This window comes from Athalassotoga sp., assembly GCF_049965695.1.
GTDB lineage: Bacteria > Thermotogota > Thermotogae > Mesoaciditogales > Mesoaciditogaceae > Athalassotoga.
Genome location: NZ_JBMFWB010000004.1, coordinates 1 through 22933, shown reverse-complemented (window position 1 = coordinate 22933; position 22933 = coordinate 1). Strand labels below are relative to the sequence as shown.

The 22933-nt window shown below is 38.3% G+C and carries 26 protein-coding genes; 9 read left to right on the top strand and 17 right to left on the bottom strand.

Going from position 1 to position 22933, the window contains the following annotated elements; translation table 11 throughout:
- Positions 1-46: 46 nt before the first annotated feature.
- From ACP5NR_RS02035 to ACP5NR_RS02025, 3 genes are read left to right on the top strand one after another with little or no spacing between them, the layout of a single operon-like run.
- On the top strand, positions 47-799 hold the full coding sequence (locus ACP5NR_RS02035; protein ID WP_428005878.1) for a lysophospholipid acyltransferase family protein: 753 nt from the start codon (positions 47-49) through the stop codon (positions 797-799).
- Positions 780-1304 (top strand): bifunctional nuclease family protein, encoded by a 525-nt coding sequence (locus ACP5NR_RS02030; protein ID WP_428004309.1) that lies wholly within the window; start codon positions 780-782, stop codon positions 1302-1304. Before ACP5NR_RS02035 ends, ACP5NR_RS02030 begins: the two co-directional genes overlap by 20 nt.
- On the top strand, positions 1282-2103 hold the full coding sequence (locus ACP5NR_RS02025; RefSeq protein WP_428004308.1) for a polyprenyl synthetase family protein: 822 nt from the start codon (positions 1282-1284) through the stop codon (positions 2101-2103). Before ACP5NR_RS02030 ends, ACP5NR_RS02025 begins: the two co-directional genes overlap by 23 nt.
- 7 nt (positions 2104-2110) lie before the next feature.
- Here the strand turns inward: ACP5NR_RS02025 and ybeY are convergent, their stop codons facing one another.
- The 3 genes from ybeY to ACP5NR_RS02010 are packed head-to-tail and all read right to left on the bottom strand — an operon-like array spanning position 2111 to position 4752.
- Positions 2111-2536, bottom strand: a complete 426-nt coding sequence (gene ybeY, locus ACP5NR_RS02020; protein ID WP_428004307.1) for an rRNA maturation RNase YbeY — start codon at positions 2534-2536, stop codon at positions 2111-2113.
- Positions 2526-3893, bottom strand: a complete 1368-nt coding sequence (locus ACP5NR_RS02015; protein ID WP_428004306.1) for an HDIG domain-containing metalloprotein — start codon at positions 3891-3893, stop codon at positions 2526-2528. Before ACP5NR_RS02015 ends, ybeY begins: the two co-directional genes overlap by 11 nt.
- Entirely contained in the window at positions 3883-4752 is an 870-nt protein-coding gene (locus tag ACP5NR_RS02010) for a PhoH family protein (protein ID WP_428004305.1), read from the bottom strand. The genes ACP5NR_RS02015 and ACP5NR_RS02010 overlap by 11 nt, the downstream gene beginning before the upstream one ends.
- Before the next feature lie 204 nt (positions 4753-4956).
- Here ACP5NR_RS02010 and ACP5NR_RS02005 point away from each other — a divergent pair, with 204 nt between their 5' ends.
- Positions 4957-6117, top strand: a complete 1161-nt coding sequence (locus ACP5NR_RS02005; protein WP_428004304.1) for a 2-oxoacid:acceptor oxidoreductase subunit alpha — start codon at positions 4957-4959, stop codon at positions 6115-6117.
- Positions 6101-7006: a DMT family transporter gene (locus tag ACP5NR_RS02000; RefSeq protein WP_428004303.1), complete on the top strand. Its 906-nt coding sequence runs from the start codon at positions 6101-6103 to the stop codon at positions 7004-7006. The genes ACP5NR_RS02005 and ACP5NR_RS02000 overlap by 17 nt, the downstream gene beginning before the upstream one ends.
- Here the strand turns inward: ACP5NR_RS02000 and panD are convergent.
- Positions 6996-7340 (bottom strand): aspartate 1-decarboxylase, encoded by a 345-nt coding sequence (gene panD / locus ACP5NR_RS01995; protein ID WP_428004302.1) that lies wholly within the window; start codon positions 7338-7340, stop codon positions 6996-6998. The genes ACP5NR_RS02000 and panD overlap by 11 nt on opposite strands.
- 221 nt (positions 7341-7561) lie before the next feature.
- Between panD and ACP5NR_RS01990 the strand changes: the two genes are divergently transcribed.
- Positions 7562-8212, top strand: coding sequence for a type II toxin-antitoxin system RelE/ParE family toxin (locus ACP5NR_RS01990; protein WP_428005877.1), 651 nt, complete (start codon positions 7562-7564; stop codon positions 8210-8212).
- Positions 8213-8485: 273 nt separating this feature from the next.
- Here the strand turns inward: ACP5NR_RS01990 and hfq are convergent, their stop codons facing one another.
- Positions 8486-8734: an RNA chaperone Hfq gene (gene hfq / locus ACP5NR_RS01985; protein WP_428005876.1), complete on the bottom strand. Its 249-nt coding sequence runs from the start codon at positions 8732-8734 to the stop codon at positions 8486-8488.
- 298 nt (positions 8735-9032) lie between these two features.
- Between hfq and pepV the strand changes: the two genes are divergently transcribed.
- The 3 genes from pepV to ACP5NR_RS01970 are packed head-to-tail and all read left to right on the top strand — an operon-like array spanning position 9033 to position 11939.
- Positions 9033-10424 carry a dipeptidase PepV gene (gene pepV, locus ACP5NR_RS01980; RefSeq protein ID WP_428005564.1) on the top strand — a complete coding sequence of 464 codons (1392 nt, stop codon included), beginning with the start codon at positions 9033-9035 and terminating at the stop codon, positions 10422-10424.
- Between the two features lie 12 nt (positions 10425-10436).
- The gene (locus tag ACP5NR_RS01975) at positions 10437-10880 is read left to right on the top strand and encodes a GatB/YqeY domain-containing protein (protein WP_428005565.1); all 444 of its coding nucleotides are present in this window, start codon (positions 10437-10439) and stop codon (positions 10878-10880) included.
- A gap of 24 nt (positions 10881-10904) precedes the next feature.
- Positions 10905-11939, top strand: coding sequence for a zinc-binding dehydrogenase (locus ACP5NR_RS01970; protein ID WP_428005566.1), 1035 nt, complete (start codon positions 10905-10907; stop codon positions 11937-11939).
- Between the two features lie 42 nt (positions 11940-11981).
- Here ACP5NR_RS01970 and ACP5NR_RS01965 read toward each other — a convergent pair whose 3' ends face one another.
- From ACP5NR_RS01965 to ACP5NR_RS01910, 12 genes are all read right to left on the bottom strand, one after another.
- Positions 11982-12800 carry a carbohydrate ABC transporter permease gene (locus tag ACP5NR_RS01965; protein WP_428005567.1) on the bottom strand — a complete coding sequence of 273 codons (819 nt, stop codon included), beginning with the start codon at positions 12798-12800 and terminating at the stop codon, positions 11982-11984.
- Positions 12797-13672: a carbohydrate ABC transporter permease gene (locus tag ACP5NR_RS01960; protein ID WP_428005568.1), complete on the bottom strand. Its 876-nt coding sequence runs from the start codon at positions 13670-13672 to the stop codon at positions 12797-12799. Before ACP5NR_RS01960 ends, ACP5NR_RS01965 begins: the two co-directional genes overlap by 4 nt.
- Positions 13673-13714: 42 nt before the next feature.
- On the bottom strand, positions 13715-14992 hold the full coding sequence (locus ACP5NR_RS01955) for an ABC transporter substrate-binding protein (RefSeq protein ID WP_428005569.1): 1278 nt from the start codon (positions 14990-14992) through the stop codon (positions 13715-13717).
- Positions 14993-15043: 51 nt separating this feature from the next.
- Positions 15044-16213, bottom strand: coding sequence for an ROK family transcriptional regulator (locus tag ACP5NR_RS01950; RefSeq protein ID WP_428005570.1), 1170 nt, complete (start codon positions 16211-16213; stop codon positions 15044-15046).
- A 505-nt stretch (positions 16214-16718) separates the two neighbouring features.
- On the bottom strand, positions 16719-17948 hold the full coding sequence (locus ACP5NR_RS01945) for an MFS transporter (protein ID WP_428005875.1): 1230 nt from the start codon (positions 17946-17948) through the stop codon (positions 16719-16721).
- A 204-nt stretch (positions 17949-18152) separates the two neighbouring features.
- Positions 18153-18941, bottom strand: a complete 789-nt coding sequence (locus tag ACP5NR_RS01940; RefSeq protein WP_428005874.1) for an ABC transporter permease — start codon at positions 18939-18941, stop codon at positions 18153-18155.
- The gene (locus ACP5NR_RS01935) at positions 18941-19714 is read right to left on the bottom strand and encodes an ABC transporter permease (protein ID WP_428005873.1); all 774 of its coding nucleotides are present in this window, start codon (positions 19712-19714) and stop codon (positions 18941-18943) included. The genes ACP5NR_RS01940 and ACP5NR_RS01935 overlap by 1 nt, the downstream gene beginning before the upstream one ends.
- Before the next feature lie 5 nt (positions 19715-19719).
- Positions 19720-20697 carry an ABC transporter ATP-binding protein gene (locus ACP5NR_RS01930; protein WP_428005872.1) on the bottom strand — a complete coding sequence of 326 codons (978 nt, stop codon included), beginning with the start codon at positions 20695-20697 and terminating at the stop codon, positions 19720-19722.
- 106 nt (positions 20698-20803) lie between these two features.
- Complete coding sequence (locus tag ACP5NR_RS01925; protein WP_428005871.1) at positions 20804-21781, bottom strand: radical SAM protein; 978 nt, start codon at positions 21779-21781, stop codon at positions 20804-20806.
- Between the two features lie 12 nt (positions 21782-21793).
- Positions 21794-22168 carry a transposase gene (locus ACP5NR_RS01920; RefSeq protein WP_428005870.1) on the bottom strand — a complete coding sequence of 125 codons (375 nt, stop codon included), beginning with the start codon at positions 22166-22168 and terminating at the stop codon, positions 21794-21796.
- 84 nt (positions 22169-22252) lie between these two features.
- Entirely contained in the window at positions 22253-22531 is a 279-nt protein-coding gene (locus ACP5NR_RS01915; protein ID WP_428005869.1) for an ATP-binding protein, read from the bottom strand.
- Between the two features lie 52 nt (positions 22532-22583).
- Positions 22584-22933: ATP-binding protein (locus ACP5NR_RS01910; RefSeq protein WP_428005868.1), on the bottom strand; the 350-nt coding region annotated here is incomplete at its 5' end.

The window sequence follows — 22933 nt, the reverse complement described above, 5'->3', positions numbered from 1 at the left end:
AATCACTGGAAGATACACGTGATATAATTGATAGGGTGAAGATAATTTGGGAATTCTTCGTTATTTGTTGACAGGGATATTCTTTCTGGGATACATGGCTTACGCTCCATTTTTTGTAAGAGGTGTACTTAAAAGAACAGGAGAAGAAAGAGAAAATTACATAAAATTACACGTAGGCCGATGGGGAAGAAGGTCTTTTTCTCTTCCGAAGAGTAAAGTACACATTTCAGGTTTGGAGAATAAGCCGCAAAAAGGTCCTTACATAATTGTCGCCAACCACAGAAGTATGCTTGATATAACGTTAATTCAAGGATACGTTAATGCTCATGCCGGATTTATAGCAAAAAAAGAACTCGGAAAATTCTTCACCGTTGGACAGTTTTTAAAGATACTCGGTGGAGAACTCATAGATAGAGAAAATCCAAGGGATGCAGTCGTAGCGATAGACAACATGATAAGGAAAATGAAAGAGGAAGGACAGGTTATCGCTATATTTCCAGAAGGCACAAGAAGTACTGATGGTCAAGTGCATGAGTTTAAAATTGGTTCAATGAAAATCGTGACAAAAGCAAAGGTACCTATCTTACCCATCGCTATTTCGGGAACTGAAAAATCTATGCCAAAGGGTTCTGTGTATATAAAGAAAGCGGATATTTATCTTTCGATAATGCCAGTTGTAAAACCGGAAACATTTGACAAATGGGATTCAAAAATGCTATCCGAGTTTTTAAGAAATATGTTGATCGACGAATTGAAGAAAATCGAAGGAGGTGAATTAATTGAAAGAGGTAAAGGTTAAAGGACTTGCTTTTGATAAGCGAAACAACACGCCGGTTGTGATACTTGAGATTCCAAATTCCCCTTTGGTACTTCCAATATGGATAGGATCATGTGAGGCTTTTGCACTTTCTTTGGCAATCCAAAAAGCAGAATTTCCAAGACCTTTAACACATGATTTGATTCTCAACGTGATAAGCGCTTTCAACGGAGTTGCGGAAAAACTTTTCATAGATTCTCTTGAAGATAATACCTATAGGGCTAAATTGATTTTGAAAGTTGATGATAAAACCATGGAGATAGATTGCAGACCTTCAGACGGGATAATCATGGCCACAAAAAAAGCATTACCCATTTACACTACAGAAGAAATAATAAAGGAAAGTGGCATAAGAATAGAAGATCAAGCAGAACAAACCGAAGAAAGAGAATTCAAAGATTTCGTAGAACATCTTGATATAGATCAAATAAGAAAGTATTTTGAAAATGAAGAGAAAGGTGAAGGTGGAAGTCACGAAGGAAATTGATGATGCCATTGAAAGTATGATAAAGCAACTTGGTTTATCTACAAAACTTGAAACTGCCGCACTTTACACGTTAAAATTGCCAGGCAAAAGAATAAGGCCAAAGTTTGTAATTGCAAGCGCAAAAGACTTCAACGTTGATCAAAATATTGCCTTAAAAGTTGCATGTGCAACCGAGATGATGCACGCCGGCTCTCTTATACATGATGATCTTCCAGCCATTGACAACGATGATTATAGGCGAGGCCAGCCTTCGAACCATGTTGCTTTTGGCGAAGATATAGCCATAATGGCAGGAGATTTGCTTTTTTCAGTGGCCGGCTATATCTGTACCGAATCAAAGAACAACGATGTGATAAGGGCCTTTACCCAGACACTTATAGAACTCGTAGACGGAGAAACAAGAGACATCATCATGTCGAAAAAAGGGTATCAACCTTCGGAATCAGAGATCTTACAGATGTATAGGGGAAAGACTGGGGCGCTTTTTGCCTTTTCTTTTTCATTTGGTCCGATGATGGCGGGATTAGATCCTTTGCCTTACAGAGAAGCAGGGTACGAATTTGGAACGTATTTTCAAATTCGCGATGACATTCTCGATGTTACAGCCACTTTCGAGCAAATGGGTAAAACACCAAAAAAGGATCTCCAGGAAAATAAAGCAACGATAGTTAAAATAATGGGCATTGCAAAGGCTCAAAAACTTGCTGAAGATATTCGAGATAGGATACTTTCAAGGATAAACAAAGGATTTCTTTACGATGAGGTTAAGGAAATACTTTTTAACAAAAAATCAGTTTAAGGCTGACTCAGCAAATATCGTTCAAAAAATCTGCGAAACCTGAAAGGTAGTTTTCCTGCTTTTCAAACATGATCTTTTCGGATGCTTTATCTCTTTCATGATCGTATCCACACACATGGAGTATCCCATGAATGCAAACGCGCAAAAGTTCTTGATTAAAAGTAACGTTGAATATTTTTGCGTTTTCCATCACGTAATCAGGACAAACGTAAACTTCTCCTTTTAACGCCTGTTGATCATAGTTAAAGGACAAAACATCGGTAGGTCCTGATTTTTTTCTGTAAGAATTCAGCCTTACAATTTCATCAATATCGACGAATATGAGATCGATAATTCCATTTTCTTTTTCTGCATTCAAAACCTTTTCAAGCAATGTGCTTATAAGTGGCAAATTCAAATTGACCTTTTGATCGTTGAAAATTCTAATTGGCAATTTTTATCACTTTCTCAATTTCTTCTCTTTTTGGATACGACAAACGCGTTTTCATCCTTAAAGAAAGTATCTTTGAAAATTCTTGGGCTATTTCATCAAGATCTTTGAGAGACAAACCGGAATCATCCAATTGACGTTCATTGTAAACCCTGTTGACAATTTCTTCGACTATATTTTGGATTTTGGATGGGTTTATCTCTTTCATCGATTTGAAGGCAGCCTCGCATGAATCCGCAAGCATTACGATGCCTGCCTCTTTGGTGCGCGGTCTCGGGCCAGGATACCTAAAATCATCAGGACTTACGTTAAGATTTTCGGCAAGCGCTTTCTGATAAAAAAACGAAACCATTCTTGTGCCATGATGTTCCCTTATCATGTCTTCCACAAGCAAAGGCAGTCTTTTTTCCTTTGCCATTTTAACTCCATACTTAACGTGAGAAATTATCACAAGATAGTTCATGATAGGAGTCATTGAGTCATGAGGATTGAATCCTTTTTGATTTTCAGTGAAAAATTCAGGCCTTCTCATCTTTCCTATGTCATGAAAATAGGATCCTATTCTTGCGAGGATGTAATTCGCGTTTATTCTGCTTGCCGCCATCTCACACATATTTGCAAGTTCAACGCTGTGAAAATACGTTCCCGGCGCTTCCATTGACAATTCCTTTAAAAGTGGGTGGCTTAAACCTCCAAGTTCAAGCAAGCCTATGTTCGAATATATTCGCGATATGTATTCCACGTATGGCATAATTCCAAGCACTAAAATCATCGAAACAAATGGATTTAAAGCGATGATCAAAATGCTGGTCCCACTTTGAGATATAAATTGAAGATCCATGTGCATCGCAAAAAACATTATAACCGATACGATGGAGCCATAAAACGCAACTTTCGTCATATCGGTACGCTTGTTGAAATTTTTCACCATGTATATGGCCGTGATTGAACTTACGATGTACATCGCGAAAAGATCAAAACTGTTATTTGACATGACCGCCGCAACGGTTGAAAGCGTTATCGCCGAAGCAATACCACTTTCGGTTCCCATCAAGGCCGCCACAAGAATTACACCAAAGAAAACTGGAATACCATAATGACCAACAAGAAGATTACCCAATGGAAAAAATGCAACTGCAAGAAATATCGTAGCGGCATATGTCCAGAAATATTGTTCATGTATCTTAAAGAATTTCACGTGATCTTTTATCCATTTGAAACTCAGAAAATTAGCCCCGCCTATGAGGATATATTCATTTACCCATTCAATTCTCGGCTGAATTGACAGATTGGACAAAATTATAAGCACAAGAGGCGTCAAAAAGTAGTAAAGATATACGTAAAGTTTTTTACTTCTCATTTTCTTCAAAAATCTCATATGCCTTTATTATCCTTTTAACTATGGGATTTCTCACCACATCTTCTTCGTTTAAATAAACAAAAGAAACTCCTTTTATGTCTTTGAGAATTCTTTGTGCCTCCAAAAGGCTTGAAGTTGCCTTGTCTTCAAGATCTATTTGAGTCACATCTCCAGTTACGACTACTTTAGATCCAAATCCCATTCTTGTCAGGAACATTTTCAATTGACCATGAGTTGTATTTTGAGCTTCATCGAGGATCATGAAAGCGTTGTTGAGAGTTCTTCCTCTCATGTAAGCAAGAGGTGCGACTTCTATTATGCCCTTTTCGCGGTAATAATTGAATCTCTCGGGACTCATCATGTCAAATAAGGCATCGTAAAGTGGCCTTAGGTACGGATCTACTTTTTCTATCATGTCTCCGGGTAAAAAACCGAGTTTTTCACCCGCTTCAACGGCAGGGCGAGTTAAAACTATTCGTTGTATCTCGCCGCTTCTTAAACCCTCGACTGCCATTGCAACTGCAAGGTAAGTTTTACCTGTTCCGGCAGGGCCTATCGCAAAAACTATGTCATTTTCTTTCATGGAATCAACATAAAACTGCTGTCCTTTTGTTTTTGGAAATACCCCGACACCTTCTATTTTGGAAGTCGTTCTTTCTTTTGTGTTCAAAAGATCTCTTATATCAACACTTCCTTCCTTTAAAACGATCTTGACCATCCTATCAAGCACGCCACTGACACGTTTTACCTTTTCCTCTTCCCCTTTTATCCATAATTCTGAGTCCATAAGCGTAACTCCAACATCGAAATACTTCTTTATAGTTTTGAGATTTGAATCATATTCTCCAAGAAAAGACACGATATCGATCGAATCGGGGATCTTAAATCTCGAAATCGTTTCCAGCGATACTCACCTCCTACAAAATTATTTCTCGCTACGATAATTATAGCACTTAATACCGAGAAAATTCCGAACTTAGGCTCGTAAAGGAGTCCTCAGTTGGATGTGTTAGGTAAATAGTGGTAAAATTAAAAATAGAAATGCTCGGAAGGAGTAAATCAGATGGGTGAAAAATTTGTTGTCATGCAAGGAGATGAGGCTTGCGCGCGGGGTGCTATTTTGGCCGGATGCAGATTTTTTGCAGGATATCCAATTACCCCTGCGACGGATATAGCCGAGGCGATGTCTGCCAAATTGCCAAAGGTAGGCGGTACCTTTATACAAATGGAAGATGAGATATCAAGTGCTGCTGCAATTATCGGTGCTTCTCTGGCAGGAGTTAAATCGATGACAGCCACGAGTGGACCTGGTTTTAGCCTTATGCAAGAAGCCATAGGTTACGCTTCGATGACGGAAACTCCTGTTGTTTTCGTTGATGTTCAAAGAACCGGTCCCAGTACAGGCTTTCCTACAAAAACTGCGCAGGGAGACATTATGCAAGCAAGATGGGGCACGCATGGGGATCACGCGGTAATAGTTTTGTATCCATCTACAGTTGAAGAAGTCTACAAATACATAGTCACGGCTTTTAATTTTTCTGAAATTTACAGAACTCCCGTCATATTTTTGATGGATGAGACCGTTGGCCATATGAGAGAAAGTTTTTATCTTCCCGATCCCGATGAGTTTACAATCGTAGACAGGATACTCACAAAAGATATGGATCAAAACACCATATATCAGCCATTTCTCGAAGAATCAGAACTTAACGATGAAATACAACCCCTTGTATCGATGGGTAGTACAAGATTTCATGTTTCAGGCCTTTTTCACGATGAAAGCGGTTTCCCGATAGGAAATGCTGATATGGCTTCAAAATTGATGAAACATTTCGTGAACAAGATAAATTTACATCTTGATGAAATACTTATATACGATTCATACATGGTCGATGATGCTGAATATCTCATAATAGCCTATGGCACAACGGCAAGAAGTGCTTACCGTGCCATCAAACTGGCAAGATCTAACGGAATAAAGGTAGGCCTTTTCAAGCCTATAACGATATGGCCATTCCCGATAAATCCTCTCAAAAAGTTGATTTCACGTATCTCCGGCATCGTGGTTGCCGAGATGAATATGGGGCAATTCGCACATGAAGTAAGCCGTATAAACAAAAAAAATGTACCGATGGAAACCGTGTTGAGAGAAGACGGAGAATTGATCCAACCTTACGATATAGTTGAGGCATTGACAAGACTGACAAATGAACACGAAGAATGATAATTTAAGCATAATACTTGGACTTACGATTATTTTTTTCTGGGGAATTTCATTTGTTGCGATAAAAGTTGTTGTAAGTGTTATACCACCTATAACCATGGCAACTTTAAGGTTTATCATTTCATGGATTATACTGTGGGTATTTTCAAGGTTAACGGTGAAAGATCGAAAACTTCCGAAAAAAGCAAAATTCTTATCGGCTATGGCAGGGTTGTGGGGCATAACCATATATTTTGTGTTCGAAAATTTCGGTGTCAGTTTCACCACACCGTCTCAGGCTTCTATTTTAATAGCAACTGTACCGATATTCACCATAATAATTGCAGATATATCGAGAAGAAAGGCAAGTTCATTTATGCTTTACCTTATGTCTTTTCTTTCTCTGGCAGGTGTTACGATAATAATCGCTTCAAATGGATTTGAACTGAAAGGCGATGCTTTGGGAGATCTTCTCGTATTGGGCGCTGCCATCTCGTGGGGAATGTATACTTTATACATCAACAAACTGGAAAATTACGATAACTTACTCACAACTGTTGAAATGACAAAATGGGGTTTGATCTTTTTGATTCCGTTTTCAATCATTGAAATATCGGTAGAAAGGCCTAATGTAGCAACATTTTTGAGACCTGATGTTATTTTATGGCTTCTCTTTCTTGGCACTCTATGCTCCGGATTTGGATACTTAATATGGAATTACGCCGTCAGATCGCTTGGATCGCGCACATCGAGTAATTTCATATATTTGATCCCTGTTGTTTCCGTTTTAGCAGATACGATGATCTTGAAGAACATACCGTCGGTATGGATATATATCGGCGGTGCTATAACGATGGTGGGAGTTATACTTGGGGAAAGATTAGGAAAAAAAGAAGAAATCATTTTATGATCTTGTTCTTAGAATCAACAATGACAATCTTCGCATCGTGCTTTTCGTTGGCGTTGAAAATAGCGTAAGCCATTATTATGACTTTATCTCCAATTTCTCCAAGACGCGCTGCAGCTCCGTTGAGAGAAATAATGCCTGAATTTTCTTCTCCGTTTATCACATAAGTTTCAAACCTTGTGCCGTTGTTAAGATTGACTACCTGAACCATTTCTCCTTCTTCAATACCAACTGCTTTCGTTAGAACAGGATCTATGGTTATCGATCCTTCATATTCAAGATTCTTGTCCGTTATAGTTGCTCTGTGGATCTTTGCGTTTAAAAATATCTTTTGCATTACGTTCCTCCGTTTTTTATTCGTTATACACATTTATATTATATCCCATTTTCCGCAGATTAAAAACATATTTTGGGATTTATTAGGCCTTTGAAAATTTTAAATTGATAACTATCAAAATCAGCACAGTGGAACATAAAATAACCCCGCCTATAAAGAAGCGAGGTTTAACGTGAATTTATTTCAAAAAACCATAGTAGGCCTTTTTGGAGATGATCGTTATGGATTCAAAAATTTTTCTTGATAAACTTAAAGCACATGCCGGAAAAGTTGCCATCCTCACAGGAGCCGGCGTGAGTACGCCGAGTGGCATACCTGATTTCAGATCTCCAAACGGAATTTATTCAAAATATGATCCAGAAGAATTATTTGGCCTTGACAACTTTCTCTCACATCCATCTTACTTTTACAAATTTGCCGCTGATAACATATTCACAATGAAGGATGCAAAACCCAACGTTGTTCATCATATGGTGGCAAAACTTGATGATGATTCTAAAGAAGCGATTTTAAAACGCCTCATAATACTTCAAAATATAGGCCCTTCATTAGGAAGACCTTATGTTGATACTGTCAAACAAAGCAAATATAAAAATATGAAAGAGATGCGCATACAAACCAAAGAACATGTTTTAAGAATATTTTTTGCTTTCGACCCCGAAAGACAGATAGTACTTTTAATCGGCGGAGATAAAAGAAACGACAAAAATTTCTATGATAGGATGATTCAGACAAGCATTTCCAGAATTGAAGCAAGAAAAGACATCAAAATATCGACACTCTTGAAGTATCTCGATAGTATAGGAATGAATGTCGAAATATACGCTTATCCTAAAGGTAAAAGAAACAAAAAGATAGCATTGCTTAAATGAAATTTTGAATATCACAAATTCAGATAAGATGCCCATACTTTTGAGTTCAACCTTTTCTCAAGCGGACTCGCCGATAATTCCGTTAAAGCATTTGTGTCCGACATACGGCAGTTTTTGGATTTGAACCTTGATCCCGAAAGCTATTTAGAAGGCGTTCAAAATTGATCGATGAAAATGCGCAACAATTTTCGATGTTGACAATATCTTTTATCTTCTCTTCCAAAGGGTCGTAATGTTTGTAATCACCTTTGATGTACGATAAACGGTAGCAGGTCATTTCATATCTGCTTTGTTATCAACATGATTGGAGTCATCATAAGGGTTTTGGGATGGAATTACGGTGCTTATGGCGTGCTTGTAGATTATGCTTTGCTGTTTTTCATCTTCCACAACCACAACGTATGGATCAAACGCTTTTATGAGCCCGTTTATCTGGACTCCGTTTACAAGATAGATCTTGACAATTATTTTCTTTTCTTTTAAAAATTCCAAATTACTTTCCTGAATTCTGTCTTCCGGCATTTCACGCCTCCATTATTTTTTCCAATTATACCCCACAAAGATTTTTATTAGACATTTGCATCCGACATAATATACTAACCTGACTTTAAAAGCCGAATGGTCATTTACTGTAAGCGGAGGCCGTCTCAAGGGTATGCTGCCTTCCGCTTCGGTAAATAAGCATTCGACTTGACGAATCAAAAATTATTTGGGGATCTAAAATTTTGTTTGAGTTTCAAAACTCTTTACTTATTATTCTACACGAGTATATAATACATAATATGTGACGATAATTTGAATTACGTTGGGAGGAATTTCAATGAACAAAACTTTGGACGATCTTGTTTTGTCAATGAAAGATGAGATGATAAAAGAAATTTCGGAGATCATAAAATTCAAATCTTACAAAGTTAAAGGCACAGAAGATGCCCCATTTGGCATTGAAACCAAAAAAGCCCTTGATTATGCACTTGAACTGGGTAAAAAATATGGTTTTAAAACCAAAAATGTTGATAATTATGCCGGTCATGTTGAATTTGGAAACGGCAAAAAAACTTTTGGTGTTCTCGGTCATCTTGACGTTGTGCCGGAGGGTACAGGATGGTCTGTTGATCCGTACGGCGGCGTTGTAAAAGACGGATATCTTTGGGGAAGAGGCGCAACGGACGATAAAGGTCCCATAATCGCAGCCTTGTTTGCCTTGAAAGCCGTAAAAGCATTTGGAATAGAACCTAAAAGCAAGGTAAGGATTATCTTCGGTACAAATGAAGAATCGGGATGGGAATGCATGAAACACTATTTCAAGCACGAAACAAAACCGGATTGGGGAGTAACTCCAGACGGAGACTTTCCGATGATAAACGTTGAAAAAGGAATAGCAGATGTAAACGTTACACTTTACAGACGTCAAAGAAAGGTGGATGAAGAATTTTCTTTGCTCTCTTTCAAGGGTGGAGATGCGCCCAATATGGTCGCGCCGACGGCCGAGGCCGTAGTCAAATTCAAAGATAAAGCATTAATCGAAGAGGTAATAAAATACAAACCATCGAATGGATCGAAGATTGAAGTTACAAACAAAGGTCGCAAGTTATTCATCAAAGCAACAGGAAAATCGGCGCACGGTGCAAATCCATCGGCTGGCATCAACGCTATAAGCACCTTAGTTGATCTTTTGAACCATTTCCCCATTGACGATGATGAAATGCAGTATCATCTTGAGAATATAGCAAAAAAGATTGGATATGAAACAGACGGGAAATCTCTTGGCATATCTGGTCAAGACGGCATGTCCGGACCTTTGACTGTAAATCTTGGTCTCATGGAAATAACACCGAAAAAGATGAAATTCGTTTTGAATATAAGATATCCCATATTCTTTAATTTGAAGATGATAAAAAAGCAAATAGAGGAATCACTCAAAGGGATGGAAGTTTCAATAGGTCATCATCACGATCCTCTTTTTGTCTCTCCCGATAATGAACTTATACATCTGCTTTCTAAAGTCTACGAAGATGTGACAGGTCAGAAATCCTTTTTAATAGCCATAGGAGGTGGTACCTATGCAAGGGCCATTCCAAATGCCGTCGCTTTTGGCCCCACATTTCCAGGCCATGGGTCCACAGAACATCAACCGGATGAAAGAATCTCCATCGACGATCTTACAATGATAGCAAGGATTTACGCGCAATTGTATTATAAAATTCTTTCTTAAAGGATGGTACCGATGACAATACTTGAAGATTTACGTGCCAAATTGAAAGATTCCATGATCGCCAAAGATGAAACGCGTACAGGCGTGCTGAGGATGCTTGTCTCGGCAGTTAAAAATTTTGAAGTTGAAAAGATGAAACCGGTGACGGAAGAAGAATTTGATGCCATAGTCAAAAAGCAGATGAAAGAACGCGAAGAGTCGATAAATGACTTTGAAAAAGGCAATCGTCCCGAACTTGCAAAAGCAGAAAAGGATGAACTTGAAATACTAAAGTCATTCGCGCGACCCGAACTCTCGGACGATGAGGTTGAAAAATTCATCTCGCTAAAAATAAAAGAGATGAATCTTTCTTCTTCAAAAGATATTGGCAAACTTATGGGAATCGCAATGAAAGAATTGAAGGGAAAGGTTTCAGGAGATCGCGTCAAAGCGATCGCAGAGAAACTGCTAAAATAAAAAATTCGGTGAGGAGGAAGAAAAATGATCGGAAACAAATATGGCGCCCACAGGGTCATCGAGCCAAAAGGAGTGCTTCCGCAACCTGCGTGGAAGATCGATAACGATGTTTCAAAAATCTACGATAACGAAATTCTTGTCGATGTTTTGACGCTAAACATCGATGCCGCTTCGTTCACGCAGATCAAAAAAGACGTGGGAGAAAATGAAGAAAAAATAAGTGCAAAAATCCTTGAAATAGTCAATTCAAGGGGAAAAATGCACAATCCGGTAACGGGTTCAGGAGGCATGCTAATAGGCAAAATCGAAAAAATAGGAGATGCATTAAAGGGAAAAGTGAACATAGATGTAGGAGATGAAATTGCCACTTTGGTCTCCCTTTCTTTAACACCATTGAATATAAAGAAAATAAAAAAGGTTCATCTTGACAACGATCAAGTTGATGTAGAGGCAAAAGCCATAATATTCGAAAGCGGAGTTTATGCAAAACTTCCAAAAGACATGGACAAACGTCTCGCACTCGCGGTATTGGACGTTGCCGGTGCTCCGGCACAGACAGCAAGACTTGTAAATCCAAATGATACGGTCGTTATAATTGGTGCATCCGGTAAATCTGGCCTATTATGCGCTTATGCGGCCAAAAAATATGCAGGGCCAACCGGACGTGTCATAGCAATCGTACACTCAAAATCAAAGGCTGAATATCTTAAAAAAATAGGAATAACCGAAATTTTTGAGGCAGATGCAACCGATGCCGTAAAAGTAGAAAAGATCGTTTCCGATGTCACAAATGGAAAAATGGCAGACATAACGATAAACGTGGTTAACGTTCCAGACACCGAAATGGCCTCAATACTTGCAACAAAAGAATACGGGACGGTTTATTTTTTCTCCATGGCAACATCATTCACAAAAGCAGCACTTGGTGCTGAAGGCATTGGTAAGGATATCAACATGATAATAGGCAACGGTTACATGACAAACCATGCCGAAATAGCGCTTGAGGTCGTACGTGAAAGTAAAGAGATAAGGGAATTGTTCGAAAAAATGTACCTTTAAAAAATTGGGATTAAAAAAACACGGAATTTCGGTTCCGTGTTTTCATCCCTTTACCGCTCCTCCAAGCAAGCCCTTGACGAAATATTTTCCTGCGATAAGGTAAACTATCAAAGTTGGAATTGCGGTTATCAGAGCTCCTGCCATCAATGTATTCCATTGGGCCATCATTGCACCGTTTAGATTGTTCAGCATGACGGTAACAGGCCTTACGTTGGGCATAGACCCCAAAATCAATCCAAACAGGAAGTTATTCCATATATTCGTGAACTGCCATATTGAAGCAACGACGATTCCCGGTATCGAAAGTGGAAGAATTATCCTTCCATATATCTGAAGTGTGTTTGCACCATCGACTTGACCTGCTTCCAGTAAACTTGTCGGGATTGAACTGTAAAAGTTTCTGAAGATCAGGGTAGTTATTGGGATACCGTAAGCCGTGTGCGTTATTATCAAAGACCATATATTCCCATAAAGTCCCAAAGCAGCCATGAATTTAACAAGAGGTATTAAAACAACCTGATAGGGCAAAAACATGCCAAAGAGTAAAAATAAAAATATGGTATTAGCACCTTTGAATTTGACTTTTGTAAGTGCAAATCCCCCGATTGAACCCAAGAAAACTGAAAGTATCAACGCAGGTATCGTGAACTCAAAACTGTTGGCAAATCCCTGCGAAATACCATTCCACGCCGTTACAAAACCGGAAAGATCGATGTGAACCGGCAACGACCATGAACTTGTGGTGTTGACTTCTTGCAACGATTTCATCGAAGTTACGACCAACATGTATATCGGAAAGAGAAAGAAGATCGAAGCAATTATCAAAACCAAATAAGTTGCTATCTTTTTAGATATTCTCATGCTTCTTCCTCCGTTATTTTACCAGCCGTGAATAAATATGGTATTACGACCACAAGAGTTAGCGCGAAGATTATAATTGCTATTGCCGCACCTCTTGCAACGAAATTTTGCTTGAATCCCGCTATGAACATGTAAACGGCAGGCATATCCGTTGCAAAAGCGGGACCTCCCTGTGTCATGACCCACACAATATCGAACATCTGCAAAGAAAGTTGAACCATTAAAACGAAAGCGGTGACCGTCGAAGATTGAACCATTGGAATTATTATATTCCAGTACAATCTTAATCCATGTGCGCCATCAAGCCTTGCCGCCTCAAGCACTTCTTGAGGTATACCCCTTAGGCCGGCTAAGTATATCGAAGTTGTAAAACCGGTGTACTGCCATATAGTCGCTATTATTATGGCCGGAAGCGCATAGGTCATACTTCCAAGCCAATTTACGGCAGGAAGATGGAAGATTTGAAATAAGGACGCAAGTGCCCCATTTGTCGGATCGTAAATCCATATCCATATAACACCGGACACAACGAGGGAAATGGCCATAGGAAGCAAAAAGACAGTTCTGAAAAATGCTTCGAATTTTACCCCGCTGTTCAAGAGAGTTGCAAGGAAAAAACCTAAGATCATCGTTCCAAGCACGAAAAATGGCAAGAAAATGAAATTATTTACAAGATCCATATGGAATCTCATATCTTGAGTGAAAAGATATATGTAATTCTTAAGGCCTGCAAAAGACCAGTTTGGAAGCAAGGTATTCCAGTTCGTAAAAGATGCAGCCAAAGTCCATGCTATGAATGCATAAACGAATATTCCAACGATTATGACAGACGGCACAATAAACGCTATCGAAACAAGAGTTCTTTTTCTCATCAAAACCTCCAAAAAGGGCACCCATTAGGGTGCCCGAAAACTTTAGTAGTTGACGTTAGCGCTGGCAACTGTTCCAGCAAGATTATCCTGCTGGGCAGTCATGTTGAGAAGGTTAACGCAGGCTTGTAAACTCATATCTGGATGGTATTGAATGACAGTCAAAGCATTTTCCCAGTCTGTAACAAATGCAACTGGTGCTTCACTGCCATGAACTGCTGAAGCTGTAAGCACATCTTTCTTGAGGGCTTCCATATTCGCAACCTGTATCGGATTAAATCCGGTTGTTGGCACGTCTATTCTTGCAGGTATTGAACCTTTTATCTGATTAAATGCAGCCTGAGCCGGTACAGATGCTATTAATTTTAACCAATCGTATCCAGTCTGAACATCCGGTGCGCCGACAGGAATCGGGAATGAATCAACAACGAGGTTGTAAATGCCTTCTGTTCCCGGTACGGCAACACCACCGTAATCAACATTTGGTTTCCAACCTGCGGCCATGAAATATCCATTTGCCCAGTCTCCCATTATGGTCATAACAGCCTGACCGCTGACAAGCAATCCGCACGCCTGATCCCATGTTAGAGATGCATGGTTAGGATTAACGTACTGAAGTTCGGTTTTGAAATATTGAATCGTCTGTTGAACTGCAGGATCAGAAGCCGTTATCTTACCCTCAAAATATTGATTGTATTTATCGGGTCCCGCTACGGCAAGCAATGTTTCTTCAAACAACATAGCCGTTGTCCAGTTTGCAGAATCTCCAAGGGCTATCGGAGTATATCCGGCTGCTTTTATCTTTGGAAGCATGTTTATGAAATCCTGAATTGTTGTTGGCATCGTAAGGCCAAGTTTATCAAATATCGCCTTGTTGTACCATATCATGTTTGCTCTGTGAACATCCATTGGGACAGCATAAAATTGACCGTTGTAACTGCATATTTGTTGTATTCTTTGCGGGAATACATTTGTCCATCCCTCGGATTGCCAAAGATTCGTTATGGGTTGAAGCAAATTCGCACTTGCGTACTGGTACATTTCCCATCCAGCATGAACCTGGAATGTCGTAGGAGGAACACCTGCAAAGATCAAAGATTTTATGACTGCCTGCATGTTAACGCCAGCTCCACCGGCAACTGGATTTTGAACTATCGTGACATCCGGATATGCCTGATGGTACATGTTCAAAACAGTTGCTATTGCCTGTGCTTCTCCACCTGCAGTCCACCAATCGTAAATCGAGAAGGTGGCAGCCATCGACATGATTCCCATCGCCCCAATAAGGAGGCCTACCAACAAAAACACTTTAAAACTTTTCATCTACTCCTCACCCTTTCTTTGAATTTGAATCTGGGATACCAGATTCTATTTTTAATCTAAATTGTTTATCATCACATCTATTGCCAGTGCATTTGCACCCGCAACTGGCGCTTCTATTTCGTCGAAATGTGTATCTCTGAAGGTCATATTATCTATCACCCCAGGCATAGCACGATCTAATATTCTTTGATAAAGTGCTTTGCCAAAATATTTCCAAATCTTGTTAAAGCCACCTCCGATGATCACAACTTCTGGGTTAAAAGTGTTTGTTATATTTATGAGTCCTATTGAAAGGTAGTGGATAAATCCTTCAAGAGAATCAATTGCAACTTTATCTCCCTTTGCGTAAAATTCGGCCAGCGTCTTAAATTTTTCCGTGTAAGTCTTGCCATCAAGCCTTCTGCCGTTTTTTTCATATTCGATAACCGGAAGTACAAGAGAAGCATATCTTTCGAGACATCCGTAGTTTCCGCAATGACATTTTATATTCGATTGTGCCTCAACAACCGTATGTCCGACTTCTGCGCCCGCAAAACCGCTACCTCTTAAGATTTGGTGATTTATCATTGCCCCTCCACCTATTCCCTGACTTACGTAAAGAAAAAATGTGTTCTCGGACTTTTTTGCATCTTCTGAAGATATGCTTTCGGCCAGTACGGAAAGATTTGCTTCGTTGTCTGCTATTATTCTGTATCTGTACTTTACAACGTCTCTCAGATTCAAATTTCTCCAATTAAGATTTGGCGCGTAGATCACGGTTGCCGTTTTTGCATTTACAATGCCCGGAAAGGCAAATACTATTGATGTTAACTCATGATTCAACGGATAACATTTTTCCACATCTTCCAAAGAAAGATTAACCGTTGAGATAAAACTTTTCAAACTTCCGGTTGAAAATCTTTTTATTTCTTTTACCGATCTGTCAAAAAAACCTATCGCGATTGTTGTTTGCTCTACCCCTACGTTAAACACCACGCTTGACACGAACTTTTTTGTGACGGCAACATTCACGGGTTTTCTTCCGATTTGAGATTTGTCAGAATAACCTATTTCTTCAACAAGCGCTTTTTCCGAGAGTTCGGATATAATTCTGCCGATGGTGCTTGGTGTGAGCTTTGTAAATCTGGAAAGTTCCATCCTTGATGTGGGACCATTCTCAACGAGATGCCTTAAAATCATTCTTTTGTTCATCATTTTCATGCTTTTCAAATTAATCTTCACGTTATGATCCCCTTAGTTCTTTCGAAGAAAGAATAAACTATTTTACTTTCAAATACAAACCTGATTTCAGACTGTTATTGGCGATTATCAATGATTAAAGACATTTAGCCATTAAAATCATCATATCTCGCAGAATTTCATTGAAAATCATCGCTTATCTTCAAAAAACTTGACATCAGATCAAAAATGTGCTAAAATCAGATCGCGATCTGATAGAAAGATATCGCAAATGTACTATCAGGAAGGAGTGAGTTATATGTGGTGGACATGGCAGGTTTATGATCTCTACCAAAAAGAACTCCAGGAAAAGATGGAGAAAAAATCGAGCAAGTGACATATCTTGCTCTACCGACGGGTAGAGCCTTGTTGAAAAAAATTTCAAATTCGAATAAATTTTAAGCCACGCAATGCGTGGCTTTTGTAATTTCTCAAACCATCTTTTTATTTTCAAATTTAGAACTGAAAAATTAATATTGCGCAAAAATTATTTTGTTGAATACCAATTTTATTCTATTATCTTGACACTATCTTGATTTACTTTTTTACTTATGAAAAAATAAGCAAAGCCACAAAGACCAGATAAAATCCCAAGATATACAAGAAGTGTTGTTATCGGAAATAAAGTGCTTATAAGCCCTGCAAATCCGTAAGAGACAGGCCTAAGTCCAGAATTCAAAGTCGATCTAAAAGAAAAAACACGACCTCGAACCTCTTTCGGAGAACTTCTTTGCAGGATCACATTCTGTATCACATTTGCAATTCCAGAGAAAAATCCAAGGATTAGCAATGCGGGAGCAAGCACGAAATAAGATTGCTTTATCCCGATAAAACTCATACATGATCCTAAGATAAATGTTGATATTGCCATAAGAAGAAACTTTCTTTTCGGTTCCGGCATAAAAGAAAGCAGAACGGAGGCCACAATCGTTCCAACTCCCATAAGGGACTGCATAAGACCGTATTGAGCAGAACCGCCATTCATGTATCTCGTGATTATCAAAGGTAAGAAGATAAAAATAGGAGTTCCGAAGAAATCTATTATCGACTCTGTTACGATCAATCCTCCAAGATCGGCTTTCTTAAAAACAACTGCAAAGCCTTCTTTTATTTCAGAAAAGATTGAACCTAAACCCTTTTTACTATCTTTTTTGACTTCATTCACTTCCAAAAAAACCTCTGAAATACCGGAAAATATGAAACTTATCCCATCGACAAGTATGGCTCCATACAGTCCAACGACTGCGATAAGTATCCCTCCGATCGCCATCCCAATCAATTGAGAAATGCTCCCTGTCATCGAGAGCAAAGCGTTTGCATTTGAAAGTTCTTCATCTTTTACTATTAATGGAACAAGTGACTGAAGTGCCGGATTAAAAAATGTCGAAAGAATTTGAATGGTAAATACAACACCTAAAAGTATCCATAATTGCCCAAACTCGGCATTAAGAAAAATAAGCATTAAAAAGAGTACGATACCACTTATCATATCTGTGAAAATGACTATCCATTTTTTTCTTTTTCGATCCGCTAACACCCCGGCAAATGGTGAAAATATCGCTGAAGGTATTGCCGTGGCCATTAAAACGAGGCTGACAGGTCCCACACCACCAACCTTTGTGGCAGCGGCCCATACGATTGCTACGAAAAAAATAGCAGAGCCAGCCGTAGATATGAGCCTTCCGAAGAAGAGAAGAAGAAAGTTCCTGTTTTTCAATATATGAACATTTGTCGCCATTTTTTCAAAAATCCCTCCCAAGTTCGGTAATACATTTCTGTCATTCTAAAAATATGGAATTGAAATTCTCTGTCTTTATTATATCTTCGTACTTCCCATTTGCCGCAACCTTCCCATTTTCGATAAGATAGATTGTGATGTTTCATTGCAATGATACATTCGTACATGGTCTCTACTTTTGATTGTATCAACTTTGGGGACATATCAGTACAAATCACTATTGCCTCGAGTGCGTGCCTGACGTTCAAGAAATCGTATAAGTAAGATGCTTAACGTGAAATATATCAAGCCTATAGCAATTTCCATACACGAAAGGCTTAACCCATACCAAATATTTCCATTTACTACCAACCGTATTGCTGAAACGGCATGAGAAAGCGGAAGAATTTGTGAAACATAGTTTAAGCCAAAAGGTAGACGCTTAACTGGAAAGTTTGCTCCACTGAACAAAAACACGACACTTTCTGCAATACTAAGTAGCATATTTATGTCTCTCGTTAGTAATCCGAAACTTGATATAAAAATTCCAAAGGTGCTAACTGATATCGTACCCAAAATAGATATAAAAAGTAAAGCGGCATAGATATTTACGGTAAATCTAAAATCGAATATTATTGCTGCCAACACTACTCCTATTGTCACGGTTATCAAAGCATCGAAGATGTGGTAGAGAACCTTTTGAAATATCACAACAAATTTAGACTTTGGACTTATTATCGTGTAGATAAGTGTTCCTTGATGCCGTTCAGAAAAATAGATGATCCCCACCCCATTAAAAGCACTTATCGTGGACAGAAGCATCGCGTTTGCGAGGATATACACAGTGGCGTTCTCCGTGGTTTTATAACCGTAGGCAAGCAAAAAACCGTAGAACATAAAGCGAAAGACTGGATTTACGATCTTTTCGGTAAGGTAGGCTTGTGGATTCAACCAAAGTGAAACACCTTTAAACGCTAACCAAGAATTCCTAAAAAAAGATGCAATTCTTTTCATTAAAAACCTCTCAGTGTTCCTTCTCTTCTTGTTCTTATCTCAATAATCCTGAAACAATAATGTGCTAATCCGATATAAAACAAACTCAAAATTATCGATATAAGGTTCGGGATAATAAAAGAATTAGACGTTACACTTGTTATTCTTGTTAAGTCTTCCATTGACCATCGAATTGGTATAACAGAAGATATGTACTGAACCCATTTTGGTAGTATCTTGATTGGAAACAACATACCAGATAGAAAATAAACGGGATATTGCACCGTCGACATCCATGCGAAAGCATTTCCGGAAAGTGTGAATAATGTCGCCAGTAGGAATGACATTGATATAAATGAAAAAAGAAGAACAAAAAACCATAAAATGAATTGTGCATAAGAGTACACAGAAAAAGGTATTTGTAAGATCAGCAAAGAATAAATTATTGTGATGCCAAATGAAATGAGACCAAGTATTGTATTCGCAATGATTTTTGAGAATATTACAAACTCAAAGTTAACAGGCGTTACACCGACTGTTTCAAGTGTTCCGGAAATTCTCTCTCTTTCTATTTCAATGGCTGATGAATAACAGGCAACTCCCCATAATGATGCAATGGCGCTTCCAAACATTATATATGAACCAGAAGTGTTGTCCGTTTTACCATAAATAAAGTACAATAGTGTTGAGAAAAATACTGGCATGATTAGTACAGAAAATTTAAAAAGATTTCTTGAGAATGAAATTTTTGCCTGTACTTGCAAAACAACTAAAAAAATTCGTAAGTGTCTCATAGTTGTTAATGTTCTCCTCCCAAAAGTTTGACATAAACATCCTCAAGGGTTGATTTTTTGATTGAAACATCCTGGATAGGTATTCCATGTAAAACGTTAAAAACAGATTCCACTGCCTCAGAACAAGCTTGCGTATCGATGAAAAGGTGAGTTTTTTTCTCCAATTCATTTACTCTCACATAATTCACATGTTTTAAGTTTTGCAGGTGTTCCAAATGATCGTGCGTGATAAATGTCAGTGTTAGATCTATCTGAAACTTCTCTGTGTATGTTTTCTTTAGTTCAGTTGGTGTTCCAATTGTTACTATCGTTCCTTTGTTCAAAATAGCAACACGATCACAGAGTTCATCCGCTTCCTGCATATAGTGAGTTGTAAAAATAATGGTTTTCCCCATTCTCGTCAGAGTTTTAACTATATTTTTTAGTTCTCTTGCTCCAATTGGATCTAATCCTATTGTGGGCTCGTCGAGAAACAGGCAATCCGGATCGTTTATAAGCCCTCTGGCAATTTGAAGCCTTTGCTTCATGCCTTTTGAGTAAGTTTCTACTTTGTCTGACCATCTTTCTTTCTGTAACCCTGCAAGTCCGAGCAAGTCATAAATTCTTTTTTTTCTTATATTCAATGGTACATTGTAAAGTTCAGCAAAGTATTCCATGTTTTCTAAAGCAGTCAACCTTTGGTAGAGATTTCTTTCTCCTCCCATAACGAGGTTTATCCTTTTTCGTATTTCAATGGGATGTTTTTCAACGTCATACCCAAAAACTTTTGCCGTTCCGCTTGTTGGCAAAAGCAAAGTTGCAAGTATTTTAATCGTTGTGGTTTTACCTGCTCCATTCGGACCGAGAATGCCAAATATCTCACCCTTCTTAACTTCAAAATTTATTCCATTGAGAGCTTTCACAACACGCTTTGTTTTGTTTGAAAACATACTACGAACAACGTAGTCGCGACACAGATCATGCACTCTTATCGTAACATCCATAATATCACTCCTAAAGTAATGCTCTAATGCTCGGTACCAATTAAAGAAATTTTTCAAAGCACGCAACGAACTACATGAATCATAGTTTTTTTATTTTCTGAACAAATTAGCCCAAAAACATTTTCAATGCATCATCCGCGCTTCCACCACAAAAATAATTATATACAAGATTGTGAAATCCTATTATGGCTGCTCCTTGTGAATCTTTAAAAGTTGGAACAAGGTAAATTTTCTCACTTGTTTTTCCTTTTTCTCTTAGTTCATAACATTCATATAGATTAGACGATGGAGATTCTGAAACGAATTTAGCCCCCGGTATTATGAATATAGGTGGATGTTTATCTATAGGAATAGAAATATTGTTTCCAAGGTTTAAAGCTCTGCCAGAATTAAAGAGACCTTCTGTCGCAATTACGTATTGCTTCCATTCTTCGTCTGAAATAAAGGAATAAATATTTTTATGGTAACTCAATCGCCCTTTTTCACAATGTATTTCTAAGTAACATCCGCGGAATCCAGGAACAATTTCTTTCAACTTTTTGCAAGCAGCCAAAAAATTCTTAATCGCGATTTTCATTAACCTTATTCCTTTTTCGTTGCGCTGGTAGATCTCAGAAAGATTTTGTATGGGTATGTTTCTTCCAATTAGATAATCATAAAAACTTCCTGCATGATGCTCGTCAGCAGATAAATGAATTTCAACAGATTCCCGAACAATACCAATTGATAAAAGTTTCTCTAACGCTTCCTCAATTCCGATTTGCTCTTCTTTTATAGATAAAATATTTCGGCCGCTAGTAAGTATTCGTATTGGAATGTGAAATGTTTGATTTTTTTCCACTATTTTATCTAATACAATGGAGATTTTCTTGTATTCTAAGGGCTCTCCACCAGTGATTCGTAATTCCTTAATTTTCTTGAAATTTGCCCTTTCAAAGAAGGAAATATGCCATTCAACGGGCATATAACTACCTAATAATTTATTAGCTGACCAACAGTGTGCACATGTACCACTGCAAAAGGGATTCAAAAAATAAACAACTTCCCATTTCTTTGAGCGAGAATTTGAAATATTACTGATCACCGCCCGTATGATTCAACTTGTGATATATTTGCATTCAGCAACACATCCCAGACGTACATCTTCTCGCTCTATCAATCTGCCGGATGCTTCAATAACACCTTGCTTTAAAGACTCTATGTCTGAAAAACACCGATTTTTAAGTTCTACTTTCTTTAACCAATTCCATATACCCTCGGTTGGATTCAATTCAGGTGCATATCCAGGCAATGCTTCAAGATGTATTCTTTTTGCCGCTCCTGATTTCAAAAATTCTTTTATCTTCTTGCTTTTGTGAATCGGTGAATTATCCCATATTATTGTTATTTTCCCTTCTACTGCTTCAAGCATATTCTCAAGAAATCTTACAACATCTTCAGAGTCATAAGCCTTCTCCTGAACCTCAATCAACAATTCTCCATCTATTCCTAAAGCACTTGTATAAAGTCAAGCAAAAATTGATCCACTGCGCCCATTAAAAGTGATCCACCTCAGTTATTTCTTTGCTCCTTGCCTCCTTCTGTAACTTTCTCCGTTCATGTTCAAGATAATCGCGTTGTGTGTTATCCTGTCCAGCAGAGCCATTGTCAGAGCCGTATCATGAAAGGTCTTTATCCAATCTGAAAAGATAAGATTCGTTGTTATGACCGTGCTTTTCCTTTCGTATCTCATCGCTATGTATTGGAATAACAGTTCAGACCCTTCCGTATCGAATGAAATGTATCCCAACTCGTCAAGAATCACCATATCGTATTTTTCAAATATCCTTGTCAACATCGAAAATTTTTGATTAAAAACGCCGAATTTTTTTGCTCATTTTCATCGGTCAATTTTGCGCATTTTCATCAATTATTTTTGACGTATCTAATCTTATCATACCGCTTTTTTGCTTTTCCCTCAATCTGTAACTCTTTCCCCGTATGTTTATTATCGTCGAATGATGAAGCAATCTGTCAAGTACAGCCGTAGCTATTACCTCATCTTCGAAGATCTTGTTCCATTCGTTGAAACTTCTGTTAGATGTCACTATTACACTGCCTTGCTCGTATTTCTCGCTTATTAGCTCGAAGAACAGTTTCGCCCCTTCTGAATCAAGCGGAAGATATCCAAGTTCATCTATTATGAGCAGATCCAAAGCCTTATAGAATCTCATCTGTTTTTCAAAGCTCCTCTCAT

Excerpts from the sequence above, each read along its gene's own strand:
- ACP5NR_RS01960 (WP_428005568.1), bottom strand. The coding sequence starts at position 13,672 with ATGAGAAAAAGAACTCTTGTTTCGATAGCGTTTATTGTGCCGTCTGTC.
- panD (WP_428004302.1), bottom strand. The coding sequence starts at position 7,340 with ATGCAAAAGATATTTTTAAACGCAAAGATCCACAGAGCAACTATAACG.
- ACP5NR_RS01975 (WP_428005565.1), top strand. The coding sequence starts at position 10,437 with ATGACAATACTTGAAGATTTACGTGCCAAATTGAAAGATTCCATGATC.
- ACP5NR_RS02000 (WP_428004303.1), top strand. The coding sequence starts at position 6,101 with ATGAACACGAAGAATGATAATTTAAGCATAATACTTGGACTTACGATT.
- ACP5NR_RS01940 (WP_428005874.1), bottom strand. The coding sequence starts at position 18,941 with ATGAAAAGAATTGCATCTTTTTTTAGGAATTCTTGGTTAGCGTTTAAA.
- ACP5NR_RS01955 (WP_428005569.1), bottom strand. The coding sequence starts at position 14,992 with ATGAAAAGTTTTAAAGTGTTTTTGTTGGTAGGCCTCCTTATTGGGGCG.
- hfq (WP_428005876.1), bottom strand. The coding sequence starts at position 8,734 with ATGCCGGAAGACAGAATTCAGGAAAGTAATTTGGAATTTTTAAAAGAA.
- ACP5NR_RS01965 (WP_428005567.1), bottom strand. The coding sequence starts at position 12,800 with ATGAGAATATCTAAAAAGATAGCAACTTATTTGGTTTTGATAATTGCT.
- pepV (WP_428005564.1), top strand. The coding sequence starts at position 9,033 with ATGAACAAAACTTTGGACGATCTTGTTTTGTCAATGAAAGATGAGATG.
- ACP5NR_RS01930 (WP_428005872.1), bottom strand. The coding sequence starts at position 20,697 with ATGGATGTTACGATAAGAGTGCATGATCTGTGTCGCGACTACGTTGTT.
- ACP5NR_RS01945 (WP_428005875.1), bottom strand. The coding sequence starts at position 17,948 with ATGGCGACAAATGTTCATATATTGAAAAACAGGAACTTTCTTCTTCTC.
- ACP5NR_RS01990 (WP_428005877.1), top strand. The coding sequence starts at position 7,562 with ATGGATTCAAAAATTTTTCTTGATAAACTTAAAGCACATGCCGGAAAA.
- ACP5NR_RS02015 (WP_428004306.1), bottom strand. The coding sequence starts at position 3,893 with ATGAGAAGTAAAAAACTTTACGTATATCTTTACTACTTTTTGACGCCT.
- ACP5NR_RS02005 (WP_428004304.1), top strand. The coding sequence starts at position 4,957 with ATGGGTGAAAAATTTGTTGTCATGCAAGGAGATGAGGCTTGCGCGCGG.
- ACP5NR_RS01935 (WP_428005873.1), bottom strand. The coding sequence starts at position 19,714 with ATGAGACACTTACGAATTTTTTTAGTTGTTTTGCAAGTACAGGCAAAA.
- ACP5NR_RS01970 (WP_428005566.1), top strand. The coding sequence starts at position 10,905 with ATGATCGGAAACAAATATGGCGCCCACAGGGTCATCGAGCCAAAAGGA.